The organism is Streptomyces sp. Tue6028, from assembly GCF_002300165.1.
GTDB lineage: Bacteria > Actinomycetota > Actinomycetes > Streptomycetales > Streptomycetaceae > Streptomyces > Streptomyces siamensis.
The window spans coordinates 139,564-152,356 of sequence record NZ_MLCE01000005.1; the positions used below are offsets into that span (position 1 = coordinate 139,564).

The 12,793-nt window shown below is 72.9% G+C and carries 13 protein-coding genes; 5 read left to right on the forward strand and 8 right to left on the reverse strand.

Annotated elements, in window-relative coordinates:
• Positions 1-104: 104 nt before the first annotated feature.
• The 3 genes from BKI49_RS04435 to BKI49_RS04445 all read right to left on the reverse strand — a co-directional run bounded on the left by BKI49_RS04435 (position 105) and on the right by BKI49_RS04445 (position 3,296).
• Positions 105-947, reverse strand: a complete 843-nt coding sequence (locus BKI49_RS04435; protein ID WP_095932867.1) for a patatin-like phospholipase family protein — start codon at positions 945-947, stop codon at positions 105-107.
• A 127-nt stretch (positions 948-1,074) separates the two neighbouring features.
• Positions 1,075-2,244, reverse strand: coding sequence for an elongation factor Tu (gene tuf, locus BKI49_RS04440; protein WP_095932868.1), 1,170 nt, complete (start codon positions 2,242-2,244; stop codon positions 1,075-1,077).
• Positions 2,245-2,561: 317 nt separating this feature from the next.
• Positions 2,562-3,296 (reverse strand): DNA alkylation repair protein, encoded by a 735-nt coding sequence (locus BKI49_RS04445; protein WP_095932869.1) that lies wholly within the window; start codon positions 3,294-3,296, stop codon positions 2,562-2,564.
• A 49-nt stretch (positions 3,297-3,345) separates the two neighbouring features.
• On the opposite strand from BKI49_RS04445, the gene BKI49_RS04450 reads away from it, so the two are divergent.
• Entirely contained in the window at positions 3,346-4,146 is an 801-nt protein-coding gene (locus BKI49_RS04450; protein WP_095932870.1) for a TVP38/TMEM64 family protein, read from the forward strand.
• A 367-nt stretch (positions 4,147-4,513) separates the two neighbouring features.
• Here BKI49_RS04450 and BKI49_RS04455 read toward each other — a convergent pair whose 3' ends face one another.
• Positions 4,514-5,683, reverse strand: a complete 1,170-nt coding sequence (locus tag BKI49_RS04455) for a thiolase family protein (RefSeq protein WP_095932871.1) — start codon at positions 5,681-5,683, stop codon at positions 4,514-4,516.
• Positions 5,684-5,785: 102 nt separating this feature from the next.
• Between BKI49_RS04455 and BKI49_RS04460 the strand changes: the two genes are divergently transcribed.
• Positions 5,786-6,247 (forward strand): winged helix-turn-helix transcriptional regulator, encoded by a 462-nt coding sequence (locus BKI49_RS04460; RefSeq protein WP_095932872.1) that lies wholly within the window; start codon positions 5,786-5,788, stop codon positions 6,245-6,247.
• A gap of 166 nt (positions 6,248-6,413) precedes the next feature.
• Here the strand turns inward: BKI49_RS04460 and BKI49_RS04465 are convergent, their stop codons facing one another.
• The 3 genes from BKI49_RS04465 to BKI49_RS04475 are packed head-to-tail and all read right to left on the reverse strand — an operon-like array spanning position 6,414 to position 9,345.
• Positions 6,414-7,139 (reverse strand): cupin domain-containing protein, encoded by a 726-nt coding sequence (locus BKI49_RS04465; RefSeq protein ID WP_373557519.1) that lies wholly within the window; start codon positions 7,137-7,139, stop codon positions 6,414-6,416.
• Positions 7,136-8,077 (reverse strand): DUF6807 domain-containing protein, encoded by a 942-nt coding sequence (locus BKI49_RS04470; protein WP_095932873.1) that lies wholly within the window; start codon positions 8,075-8,077, stop codon positions 7,136-7,138. The genes BKI49_RS04465 and BKI49_RS04470 overlap by 4 nt, the downstream gene beginning before the upstream one ends.
• On the reverse strand, positions 8,074-9,345 hold the full coding sequence (locus tag BKI49_RS04475) for a Gfo/Idh/MocA family protein (RefSeq protein ID WP_179332331.1): 1,272 nt from the start codon (positions 9,343-9,345) through the stop codon (positions 8,074-8,076). Before BKI49_RS04475 ends, BKI49_RS04470 begins: the two co-directional genes overlap by 4 nt.
• Positions 9,346-9,678: 333 nt before the next feature.
• Here BKI49_RS04475 and BKI49_RS04480 point away from each other — a divergent pair, with 333 nt between their 5' ends.
• Both BKI49_RS04480 and BKI49_RS04485 read left to right on the forward strand, forming a co-directional pair.
• On the forward strand, positions 9,679-10,554 hold the full coding sequence (locus tag BKI49_RS04480; RefSeq protein WP_095932875.1) for an undecaprenyl-diphosphate phosphatase: 876 nt from the start codon (positions 9,679-9,681) through the stop codon (positions 10,552-10,554).
• 161 nt (positions 10,555-10,715) lie between these two features.
• Complete coding sequence (locus BKI49_RS04485) at positions 10,716-10,895, forward strand: hypothetical protein (RefSeq protein WP_028800472.1); 180 nt, start codon at positions 10,716-10,718, stop codon at positions 10,893-10,895.
• Positions 10,896-11,177: 282 nt separating this feature from the next.
• Here BKI49_RS04485 and BKI49_RS04490 read toward each other — a convergent pair whose 3' ends face one another.
• Positions 11,178-11,918, reverse strand: coding sequence for an SDR family NAD(P)-dependent oxidoreductase (locus tag BKI49_RS04490; protein ID WP_095932876.1), 741 nt, complete (start codon positions 11,916-11,918; stop codon positions 11,178-11,180).
• Between the two features lie 238 nt (positions 11,919-12,156).
• Between BKI49_RS04490 and BKI49_RS04495 the strand changes: the two genes are divergently transcribed.
• Positions 12,157-12,651, forward strand: coding sequence for a nuclear transport factor 2 family protein (locus tag BKI49_RS04495; protein WP_095932877.1), 495 nt, complete (start codon positions 12,157-12,159; stop codon positions 12,649-12,651).
• The last annotated feature ends 142 nt before the right edge of the window (positions 12,652-12,793 follow it).

The window sequence follows — 12,793 nt, forward strand, 5'->3', positions numbered from 1 at the left end:
GTCCATTGTGCCGTGGCGGCCGGGGGCGCAGGGCACGCGCCCGTGGCAGGGCGCGGCATTCGGTCCGGCGCATCGTGTGCCGGGACGTCCGGGAGCCGCTCGGCTCAGGCCCGCCAGACCTCGGCGATCCGCGCCGCGTGCGCCGGGGCCTGCGCGCGTCCGGCCTCGGCCGCTGCTGCTCTGGCCGCGGGGTCCAGGGGGTTGCGTCCGAAGGACCGCCGCGCGGTGGCGCTCGGGGAGACGACCGCGACCTGTGCGCCGTCCTCGGTCAGCCTGCGGCCCTGTTCGGCGGCGGAGATCAGGGGGCCGCCGCCCGTCGCGATCGGGGCGAGCACGACGACGCGGCCGTAGCCGGCGGCGAGGTGGGCGTTGGCCGGTGAGTGGGTGCCGCCGTCCATCCAGCGCCGACCGTCGACGGTGACCGGCGGCCACGCCCCGGGCACCGCGCAGCTCGCGGCCATGGCGTCCGCGAGCGGCACTCCGCTGTCCTTGTCGAAGACGCGCAGCTCGCCGGTCGCCGTGTCGACGGCGGGCATCCGCAGCGCCCGCTCGGGCCAGTCGTGCGAGACGAGCCGGCTCTCGATGGCGGAGCGCCGGGTCGCCTCGTCGGCGGTGCTCGCCGCGAGCGCCGTCCTGCCGATCTTCCGGCCGTACTCCTCGGGGGTGCGGGAGGTGAGCGTCGCCCAGGCGTACCGCAGGTAGGCGCTCGCGGGCAGGCGTGCCGCGATCTCACCGCTCTGGGGGCCCAGTTGGCGCCGGTACAGCTCCAGCGGGGTGAGTGCTCCGGAGGCCAGCTGGGCGCCGACGGACGCGCCCGCCGACGTACCGATCACCACGTCGGCGTCGCTCAGGTCGACGCCTTGCTCCGCGAGGCCGTGGAGCAGTCCGGCGAGCCAGCCGATTCCCCCGCTGCCCCCGCCGCCGAGCACAAGTGCCTTGTCCGCCACGGTGCTTCTCCCCCTCGACGACACTGCCACGACACTGTCCGCGATCAGTCTCGCGCACGGCACCGACAGCGCGACGAGCGGGTGTCCGCCCCCTCTCAGGGGCGGACACCCGCCGTCCCGACGGCGGTCAGCCGACCGACGTCACCGTGCCGGCGCCGACCGTCCGGCCGCCCTCGCGGATCGCGAAGCCGAGCCCGGGCTCCAGCGGCACGTCGCGGCCGAGCTCCACCGTCATGGTGACGGTGTCCCCGGGCCGGGCCACCGCCGTCGCGCCGAGGTCGACGTCGCCGACCACGTCCGCCGTGCGGATGTAGAACTGCGGCCGGTACCCGGTGGAGACAGGGGTCGTGCGCCCGCCCTCGCGTGCCGACAGCACGTACACCTGCGCCGTGAAGCGGCGACTGGGTACGACGCTGCCGGGCGCGGCGACGATGTGCCCGCGCCGGACCGCGTCGCGGGGCACCCCACGCAGCAGCAGCGCGACGTTGTCGCCGGCCTGGGCCTCCTCCATGGGCTTGCCGAAGGTCTCCAGGCCGGTGACCACCGTGTCCACCGCCGCGCCGAGCACTTCGACACGGTCTCCGACACGGATGGTGCCGCGCTCCACGGCACCGGTGACGACCGTGCCGCGGCCGGTGATGGTGAGCACGTTCTCGACCGGCAGCAGGAACGGCGCGTCGAGGTACCGCTCGGGCATCGGCACATAGGTGTCCACCGCATCGAGCAGGGCGTCGATCGCCGCCGTCCACCGCGGGTCCCCCTCCAGGGCCTTGAGGCCGGAGACCCGTACCACGGGTACGGAGTCGCCCCCGTAGCCGTGTGCGGAGAGCAGCTCGCGGACCTCCAGCTCCACCAGGTCGGTGAGCTCCTCGTCGCCCGCGTCGGCCTTGTTGAGGGCGACGACGATGTGGTCGACGCCCACCTGACGGGCGAGCAGCACGTGCTCGGCGGTCTGCGGCATGATCCCGTCCAGCGCGGAGACGACGAGGATCGCCCCGTCGAGCTGGGCCGCGCCCGTGACCATGTTCTTGACGTAGTCGGCGTGGCCCGGCATGTCCACGTGGGCGTAGTGCCGGGTGTCGGTCTCGTACTCGACGTGCGCGATGTTGATGGTGATGCCGCGCGCGGCCTCCTCCGGCGCCCGGTCGATCCGGTCGAACGGTACGAAGGTGCCGGACCCGCGCTCGGCGAGCACCTTGGTGATGGCGGCGGTCAGGGTGGTCTTGCCGTGGTCGACGTGCCCCATGGTGCCGATGTTCAGGTGCGGTTTGGTGCGCACGTAAGCCGTCTTGGGCATGGCTGTACCTCGAAGCCTCTTCAGTGTCAGCGGAACTGAGTGATGGCCCCGGCGCGAACGGCCGGGACGGGGACCCCAAGGACGCGCCGACCCTCCCCCTGCGGGGTCCGCCGGACGATCCGGGAAGGGTCAGCTTCGGGCGCCGTCTACGGCTGCCACGACGATCGGGACGGCAGCCTTCGGCGCATCCGCCACTGCGGATGCTGCGAGAAGGAAGGCGTACCGGAACATGGGGAGATCATCTCCGACGCGTCCGTCCGCGTCGAATGGTTTTCGGTGCCGAGGCGGCGGGTGGTGCGGCTGGTGCCCCGGGGTTTTCAGGGGCCGATGTTCTTGAGCGCCTCGCGCACGGACAGCGGAGCGAGACTGCCGCGCTCGCGGGCGACGAAGTCCCGTACCGCCCCGGGGTCCGTCTTCGCGTACTCGCGCAGACTCCAGCCGATCGCCTTGCGGATGAAGAAGTCGGGGTGCCCGGCCCGGCGGGCGCAGTACGAGAAGAGCCGCGCGGTGTCGGTGTCCTCCTTGTAGCGCAGTTGGTGGAGCAGCGCCGTGCGCGCGACCCACAGGTCGTCGTCCTCGATCCAGGCGTCCATGTCGGCCTTCAGCTCCGGGTCGGCGGCCACCAGCCCGCCCACCACGTGCGCGGCGAGCGCGTCGACGGTGTCCCACCACGGGACGGTGCTGACCAGGTGGCGGGCCACCGGCAGGAATCCCGACGACAGCCGCTTCACGTGGCGGCGCAGGAAGTCGACGGCGAAGTAGTGGTATTCGCGCTCCGGCAGCTCCCAGCAGCGCAGGGCGAGCGCGGTGCAGTCCGCTTCGTCGGGGCGCGCCGTGCCCGCCAGGACGGTCCGCGACAGGGCGCGGCGGCCGGGCGTCGTCAGACCGAGGAAGGGGGCGACGTCCTTCATGTACGCGCGCATCGACGCGGCCCGGTCGGGGTCGGCCGCCGCGGAGTAGCCCGCGATGAGGCGCGGCAGTACGGCGTCCGCGAAAGCGCTGCTCGGCGCCGCGAACCGTGCACCTGACGTTCCGGAAGCTGTGACGCCCATGAGACGAACCATACGGCGATCACACACATACGTCGGTTAGTGTCACCGGATGCTCGATGCCACCACCCGCTCTGGGGGCACCGCCACGGCCACTCCCCGGGCCGCCGCTACGGAGCTCGCCCTCACCACTGAATCCACCGCCGCCGCGCCCGCGGCACTGATCGCCGGGCGCACCCGGCTGGCCGCCCGGTGCGGCAGAGTGCTGCTGTCGCCCTGGTCGCGCTTCTCGCTGCTCGTGGCGCTGCTCGCGGCGGCCGCGTCGACCGTTCTGCTGTTCGAACCACAGCGCCTGCTGGCCGACGGCTGGCCACCTCACCTCGGGGGCGCGGCGGCAGCCGCCGCGTTCGCCGTGGCGTACGGGCTGTGCACGGTCGCCTTCGTGCCCCGTCCGCTGCTCAATCTCGCGGCGGGCGCCCTCTTCGGCTCCCAACTGGGCCTGGGCACCTCGCTCGCGGGCACGGTCCTGGGTGCCGGGGTCGCCTTCGGGCTGGGCCGGGTGCTCGGGCAGGACGCGCTGCGTCCGCTGCTGCGCGGCCGTTGGCTGAAGGCCGCGGACGGTCAGCTCAGCAGACACGGGTTCCGCTCGATGATGGTGGCCCGGCTGTTCCCCGGGGTGCCGTTCTGGGCCGCCAACTACTGCGCGGCCGTCTCCCGCATGGGCTGGATGCCCTTCCTCCTCGCCACCGCGCTCGGTTCGATCCCGAACACGGCCGCCTACGCCGTCGCCGGCGCGCGGGCCTCGACGCCGACGTCGCCCGCGTTCCTGATCGCCATGGGCTGCATCGCGGTGCCGGGTCTCGTGGGCGCGGTGGTGGCGTGGCGCAAGCGGCACCATCTGCGCGCCACCTGACCGCACGGCCGTACGCGGGCGCAGGCGGCCCCCGCACGTGGGTCGCGTCCGCCCGCGCGGCGGCCGGGGCCATAACTGCCCCTGCCGCTTACGGCAGCGGGCCGTGACGGCTCGCGCCCCATGCGCGGAAGCCGGCTTCGGCGGTCCGCGCCGTCCACGGAAACCGGCCTCGGCAGCTCGCGCCGCGCGAGAAAACCGACCGGGCAGTCCGCGCCCTCCGCGGAAACCCGCCTCGGCAGCTCGCGCCGCGCGAGAAAACTGACCGGGCAGTCCGCGCCGTCCACGGAAACCGGGCTCGGCAGTCCGCGCCGCGTACGAAACCCGACCGCGGCAGTCCGCGCCGTCCGCGGAAACCCGCCGGGGCTTGCTACAGCGCTTCGATCACCATCGCGTTCGCGAGGCCGCCCGCCTCGCACATCGTCTGGAGTCCGTAGCGGGCACCGCGAGTCCTCATCGCGTGGACGAGCGTGGTCGTCAGGCGGGTACCGCTCGCGCCGAGCGGGTGGCCGAGCGCGATGGCGCCGCCGTGCACGTTGACCTTGGACAGGTCGGCTCCCGTCTCCTGCTGCCAGGCGAGGACGACGGCCGCGAAGGCCTCGTTCACCTCGAAGAGGTCGATGTCGCCGAGGGACAGTCCGGCCGAGCGCAGCACCTTCTCGGTGGCCGGGATGACGCCGGTGAGCATCAGCAGCGGGTCGGAGCCGGTGACGGCGAAGCTGTGCAGCCGGGCGAGGGGGCGCAGGCCGAGGCGGGCCGCGGTCTCGCTCGACATGATGAGCACGGCCGACGCGCCGTCGTTGACGGGGCTCGCGTTGCCCGCGGTGACGGCCCAGTCGATCTGCGGGAAGCGCTCGCCGAAAGCGGGGTCGTAGTACGCGGGCTTGAGCCCGGCGAGTATCTCGGTGGTGCTGCCGGGCCGGACGGACTCGTCGCGCGTCACGCCCTCCAGCGGGGCGACCTCCGCGTCGAACAGGCCGCCGTCCCAGGCCGCGCCCGCCTTCTGGTGCGAGCTCACCGCGAAGGAGTCCATCTGCTCGCGCGAGATGCCCCACTTGGCGGCGATGAGTTCGGCGCTGATGCCCTGGGGGACCAGGCCCTCCGGGAAGCGTGCGGCGACTCCGGGCCCGAAGGGGTCCTTGCCCGCCGGCACGTTGGACCACATCGGGACGCGGCTCATCGACTCCACACCGCAGGCCACGGCGATGTCGTACGCGCCCGACATGACGCCCTGCGCGGCGAAGTGCACGGCCTGCTGCGACGAGCCGCACTGGCGGTCCACGGTGGTCGCGGGCACCGTCTCGGGGAATCCGGCGGAGAGCACGGCGTACCGGGTGGTGTTCATGGCCTGCTCGCCGACCTGGTCGACGGTGCCTCCGATGACGTCGTCGATGAGCGCCGGGTCGACTCCCGAGCGTTCGACGAGGGTCCGCAGTGTGTGGGCGAGGAGCTCCACCGGGTGGACGTGGGCGAGGGAGCCGTTGGGCTTGCCCTTGCCGACGGGAGTGCGTACGGCTTCGACGATGACGGCGTCACGCATGTTCGATCTCCAGACTCACTCAGTTCGTTTTCCAAACCCGCTAAGTGACTCAAGAGTAGCTTAGTGGGTTGGATAATCCAACCCACCCGGTAGACTGATGGCATGAAGGACGCACGCCCCTGCTCGATCGCCGACACCCTGGCCCTGGTCGGCGAGAAGTACTCCCTGCTCGTCCTGCGCGAGGTGTCACTGGGCGCCCGGCGGTTCGACCAGCTGGTCCGCAACATCGGCGCCCCGCGCGACGTGCTGACGGCACGCCTCAAGCGCCTCGTCGACGCCGGCGTACTGGAGAAGGTCGAGTACAGCGACCGCCCCAAGCGCTATGAGTACCGGCCCACGTCGTCCGGCCTGGAGCTGGTACCGGTCCTGATGACGCTGATGGCCTGGGGCGACCGCCATCTGCACGCGGACGGCGACCGTCCCATGGTGATCGAGCACATCTGCGGCCACGAACTGGTCCCGCAGATCGTGTGCGCCGAGTGCCGCGAGGATGTGCACCAGCACGACCTGACGGCCCACCCGCAGGCACCCGGCTGGACGGTGACGGGCCCCGCGGTGGCCTAGGTTCCACCCATGCTTCGCGGAGCCGCAGGGGCCGTGGGGCAGTGGGCGCCCGCCCGGCCGCTCCGGCGTGTCCGGGCAGCCCACGACCGGCGCGCCTGGGGGGCGTTTGGACCAGGTCGGATCGCGTCGCGGACCCGCGCTGATCCAGACGAACTCCCCTGGTTTTCTAGGCGTTCCCCTTGTAGACGTCGAGCCGCCCGCACATGCCGAACCGGCCGTGCGCGGACGGCTGTTCGGCCCGGACGGCGGCGTCGGCGAGGTGCGACGCGTCGCCGCGCTCCAGCCGGTCGAGCTGGTCCCCCGTGACCGCGGCCGCCGCCTCGGCACCTCGCCGCCACCGCTCGCGCCACTCCGCGAGGCGGGGCCGCACCAGCCGCGCCGCGGCCCGGTGGAACGCGGCGAGCGGCTCGGGCCCGTCCGCGTCGCGCAGCGCCCGGTAGCCGTCGAGGGCCAGGTCCCGCCGGGCGCGGGCGAACCGGGCCTGCTCCTCCTCCGACGCGTCCACCGGGATCACCGTGGCCGCCGCGTACGTCTCGGGATCGGTCAGGTGCTCCGGGGGCAGCGTGAGGACCGCGTCGCCCGCCTCCGGCAGTCCGCTGTTCTGCATGAGGACCGTGATGCGCAGGTCGTCCTCGTTGACCAGCCGGTGGATCGTGCCGGGAGTGAACCAGGCGACGGTCCCGGGTGCGAGCGGCGTGACCTCGTACCCGGAGGTGGTGAGCGTCTGCACCGCCCCCCGCCCTCCGGTGACGACGTACGCCTCCGAACACGTCAGGTGCACATGGGGAGTTCCCCCGCGAACGCCGTCGGCGGTGGGCCAGTCGTACACGCGGAGGTGCGAGACGGCGACGGCTCCGGGCAGCCCGGCGAAACCGGCGGTCGCGGCGCTCACCAGGGGTGCTCTTCCAGGTACTTGGCCACCTCGGCGGCCCCCCGGACACCGTCCGCCACCACCACCCGGTAGCGCCGGGTGAGGGTGTCCCCGGGCGCGAGCTCCAGTTCGTCGAAGAAGGCGATCGAGGGGGCGACGGCGGCGAAGGGCTCGTTGCGGACGAACCAGTGGGCCGGATGCCCGCCACGGGCCCCGGCGTGATCGTTCTCCGGGGCGTGCGCGAAGACGAGCGTGGCGTGCCCGTCGGCACCGTCGTGCTCCCCCGAGTACGCGATCCAGGGCGCCTGCCGCCCCATCAGCGCGGGCCCTTCGGCCTCGGGTCCGACGACCCGCCCGCCGCGGAAGGCGCGCGGCCCGCGCCAGAACAGGCCGGTGTAGCCCGCCATCTCCCGCCCCGCGGTGGTCGGACTGCCGAAGCGCAGCGGCTCGGTGCGGCGGTTGGTGACCGCGGTGGTCCAGGTCAGGGCCCAGGAGCCCGCCTCCGGGTCGATGTCGTGCACCTCTATGCGCCGCTCCTCCTCGGCCCACAGCTCGCCGTCGTACGGATGCCAGGTGAGGCGCTCCGCGATCACCGCGCGGCCCCCGCCCGAAGCCACCTCGTCGAACGCGACGTGCGCCATCGACCCGACGCGCTCCGGGAGTTCGCGATAGCCCTGCCCGTGGACGTACGTGTTGCCGCCCCACAGGTTCTGGCCGGAGAGGTGCGAGGCCGTCATCTGCAGGCCCTTGTGCCAGCGGTGGTCGTTGGGCCGGTAGTCCGTGACGACGTCGCCGGACAGCGTCCGGAGCGGATGCAGGTACGGCTTCGGGGCCTCCCAGGCGGCCTCGGGCCGGTAGACGTAACTCAGCAGCTCGACACCCGTGGTGGCGTCACTGATCGTGATGCGGTCGCCGTGCGCATGGACGACGCGCGGGCCGTCGGCCGGTACTCCGGTCATGCCGACACCTCCTGTCCCGCGCCGGGTGCGGTCTCCCCTGTCGTCCCGCCTGTTCCGGACGGATCCGGCGCCTCGCGCGGGCCCGACGCCGCGTGCGCGCCGGGCGCGGCCGGCGCCCAGCCCGGCGCACCACCGTGCAGGGCCGTGTAGTACGGGTCGCCCGGGCCGATCTCCCCGGCCCGGACGGTCGTGTCCGTGAACGCGGACTTGTACAGCGCGCTGATCAGTTCCAGGCTGGTCCGCCCGTCGGCACCGCTGCTGCGCGGCCGTTCACCGGCGCGCATGCTCGCGATCAGGTCCCGCAACTGCGCGAGGTGCGAGCTGGGCACGTCCTCACCGAAGTCCCGCCAGCCGGCGGCCTCCGCGTCCGGCACGTCCGGCGCCGGCGTGATGCGCCAGTCGTCGTTCCGGTGTCCGTACAGGTGGGTGAGCTCCACGGTGGCGCGTTCGCAGTCGACACGGATGCGGCTCACCTCGTCCGGACTCAGCACGCTGTTCACGACGGTGGCCAGCGCGCCGCTCGCGAAGCGCACGAGGGCGGTCGAGACGTCCTCGGTCTCGATGTCGTGCACCAGACGCCCGGCCATGGCGCGCACCTCGCTCCACGGCCCCAGCAGATCGAGCAGCAGATCCATCTGGTGGATGCCGTGCCCCATCGCGGGCCCGCCGCCCTCCGTCGCCCAGCGTCCGCGCCAGGGCACGGCGTAGTAGTCGGCGTTGCGGTACCAGGTGGTCTGGCAGTGCGCGACGAGGGGACGCCCGAGGGCGCCCCCGGAGATCAGCCGCCTCACGTGCCGGGCGCCGGATCCGAACCGGTGCTGGAAGACGATCGAGGCGTACGGGCCTTGGTCCCCGCCCTCCGCCGCCTCGACGGCGTCGAAGTCGGCGAGCGTGGGGACGGGCGGCTTCTCGCACCACACCCAGGCACCCGCGCGCAGCGCCGCGACGGTCTGCTGACGGTGCAGGGTCGGCGGGGTGCAGACGGCGACCAGGTCGGGTCGCTGTTCCTCCAGCATCCGGTCCAGATCGGTGTAGGCGTGCGGGATCCCCGCCGTGGCGCAGAAGTCCCGCACGGCCTCCTCGGCTATGTCGACCGCGGCGACGATTTCCGTCTCGCCCTCCTCGGCGAGCCGGGCGAGCGCGGGGTGGTGGCTCCCGCGCGCGATGGCGCCCGCGCCGACGACGGCCGCCCTGATGCGGCGGCCCGCGAAGGGGGCGACCGCCGGGCGGCCCGGCAAGGTCTCGGTTGCGATGCTGGGTGTGGGCATGGACCTGATCAGCACTCCATCGGACGCGACACCGGACGTTGGCCAACGCTTGTCGGCACCGGGTGGAGCCAGGCCGGAGCAAGCGCTTTCCCTCGTGCCGCAACGTATGCGGCGTCGCAGCGGCCGGTCAACACCTCGACCGAGCACCGGACAAGCCCCGCACAGCCGCGGCCAACGCCCGCCGACGGCCCCTCTCGCCCGCCGCTGCGAAGCCCCTGTGGCCGACCTGTCACCCGCGGGCGCTACGCTGCCCTCATCGCCCGTGATCACCACACAAGCGTCACGGCGCGCCCATCGCCCCTTCCACGATCAGCACTTGGACCACGTAACTTCATGTCTTGGTTTGAATCCCTCATCCTCGGACTCGTCCAGGGGCTGACCGAGTTCCTTCCCGTCTCCTCCAGCGCGCATCTGCGGCTCACGGCGGCCTTCGCCGGCTGGAAGGACCCGGGCGCGGCGTTCACCGCGATCACCCAGCTCGGCACGGAAGCGGCGGTGCTGATCTACTTCCGCAAGGACGTCGGCCGCATCCTGTCGGCCTGGTTCCGCTCGCTCACGAACAAGGCGATGCGCCGGGACCACGACGCCCAGATGGGCTGGCTTGTGATCGTCGGCTCGATCCCGATCGGCGTGCTCGGCGTGACGCTGAAGGACCAGATCGAGGGACCGTTCCGTGATCTCCGCGTCACCGCCACGATGTTGATCGTGATGGGTGTGGTCATAGGCATCGCCGACCGGCTCGCCGCACGCGACGAGACGGGCGGCAGGCACCGGGCGGCCAAGCAGCGCAAGACACTTCAGGACCTGAACGCCAAGGACGGGCTCCTGTACGGCGTCTGCCAGGCGATGGCCCTGGTCCCCGGCGTCTCCCGGTCCGGCGCGACCATCAGCGGCGGCCTGTTCATGGGCTACACCCGTGAGGCGGCGGCCCGTTACTCCTTCCTCCTGGCGATGCCGGCCGTGCTCGCCTCCGGCACCTTCGAGCTCAAGGACGCCACCGAGGGCGGTCATGTCTCCTGGGGCCCGACGATCTTCGCGACGATCATCGCCTTCACCGTCGGCTACGCCGTCATCGCCTGGTTCATGAAGTTCATCTCGCACAAGAGCTTCATGCCGTTCGTCTGGTACCGGATCGCGCTCGGCATCGTCATCATCGCGCTGGTGACGACGGGCGCGCTGAGCCCGCACGCGGCCGAGTCCGCGGGCTGAGCCGACGGCCCGCCGCGCAGCCGGGACGCTGTCCCGTGGGTGACGACGTACGGTTCACCGCCCCGCGGCACGGCTCCCGACCGTCGGTCGTGACGAAGCGCATACGGGATGCGTAGCGGTCCGGTAGCGCAGTGTCAGTCCTTGCCCCTAGGCTTGTGCGCATGTCCCCCGATTCCACACCCTCTGGTTCCGTGCGGTCTGCGGCCGCGTTAAACGAGCAGATCCGCGCCCTGTGGACCCGCGCCGGCGGCTCCCTGTCCGCCCAGGAGCGCGCGGAGTACGAGCTGCTCGTCGTGCGGTGGGCGGAGGCGATCCGGGGCGAGGTCGTCGAAGCCGCCTGACCGGCCCGGGTACAGCCGGCCGCACACCGCCCGCGGAGCCCTGGACGCGACCGGGGCACTCTCCCGGAGCCCACGCTCCATGAGGCCCTCCGAGGGCCGCCCGCCCGAGGCATCCTCCGAAGACCGCCCGTCCCGACGCCGCTCGTGGGATCCGGGCAGGCAGCCTCGGCTCACCGTCCCGTCCGGGACCCTGGTGGCCCGGAACCCGGCGGCCCAGCACCCTCTGACCGGCCGATCGGCGCCGGCCGGACCGCATCCCTCGGGTCGGCAGCCCCGCGCCCGTCACCGTCCTCCGGACACCCGGAGCACCGCCCCTGTCGTGTACGACGCCTCGGGGGACATCAACCACGCGATGGCGGCGGCGATTTCGTCGGCCTCGCCCACCCGGCGCAGCGGGATCGACGAGGCGGCCCGCTCGGCGCGGCCGGGGTCTCCCATCGTCGCGTGCATCTCCGTGTCGATCATCCCGGGCGCGACCGCGTTGACGCGGATGCCGTCGGGGCCCAGCTCCTTGGCCAGCCCCGTCGTCAGCGCGTCGACGGCAGCCTTGGTGGCCGCGTAGTGCACGAACTCTCCGGGGCTGCCCAACGTGGCCGCGGCCGAGGACACGTTGACGATGACACCGCTCCCCCAGGCGGCCATCGAGCGGGCGGCGCGGCGCGAACAGAGCAGCGTGCCCAGCAGGTTGACCTCCACCACCCTGCGCAGATCGACGGGGTCGGCGTCCGCGAGTCTGCCCAGCGGACCGGTCACCCCGGCGTTGTTCACCAGGCCCGTGACCGGGCCGAGCCGCTCCGCAGCCGTCTCGAAGAGCCGGTCCACGTCGTCCGCGTCGGACGTGTCCACGCGGACGGTCACACAACGCGCTCCGGCCGCGCGAACGGCGGTCGCGGTCCACTCGGCGGCCTCGCCGTCACTGACGTACCCCACCACCACGTCGTGCCCGTCCGCCGCGAGGCGCCTGCACGTGGCGGCTCCGATCCCCCGACTGCCACCCGTGACGATCGTGACCGGACGTGTCATAAGAGCCTCCTCGCGCCGGGAATCGGTCACCTTCGACCGCATGTGGATCACCTACGATCCCAGACGGGCGGACGCCCCTGCCGGGCAGGGAGCGTCCCGGCGCCGGGGCGAGCGGCTCTCTCCGGCGGGCTCCGGCCCCACCGGCCGCGGCAAGGGGCCACCGCGCGGCCTCGAAGCGGCCACCGAATGTCGCCGCACGCCCCTTGGCGTGGCACGCCCCGTGGCCAACACTGAGCCGATGACGCAGCGTGTGGAGCTCGCCACCGTGATGGACAGGCTCGCCGTGGACGGACTCGTCACCGAGTACGCCGTGGCCGTGGACGACGGCGACTGGGAGGCGTACCGAGGGTTGTTCACGGCGGACGGGCGCGCGGACTACCGCTCGGCCGGCGGCATCGAGGGAGACGCCGCGCACATCGCGGAGTGGCTGGCCCGGAGCATGCAGTTGTTCCCCATGCGCCAGCACCTGATCGTGAACCGCCGGGTTCGGTTCGGGATCCTCGATCAGGACACCGGCGACACGGCCCGGGTGCAGGCGGACTACATCAATCCCATGCGGTTCGCGACGCCGGACGGCGCCTCGCCGGGACCGGACGGTGGTTCCACCGCGCCCGATTTCGTGTGCGGCGGCCGGTACGCCTTCGGTCTGGTGCGTACGGACGACGGCTGGCGGCTGCGGGAGGTGGTCGTCCAGGAGAAGTGGCGGCGCACCCCGGCGCCGGCGTCCACGTGAACCCCTGAGGTCCACCCGTGGCCTCCCGGGCCCCGGCTCCCACGGGCCGCTGAGCTCCTGACGGCACCGGCGGCCTCCGGAGTCCCTGACGTCCACCGCGGCTTCCCGAACCCCTGAGGTCACCGCAGGAACGCGCCCCGTC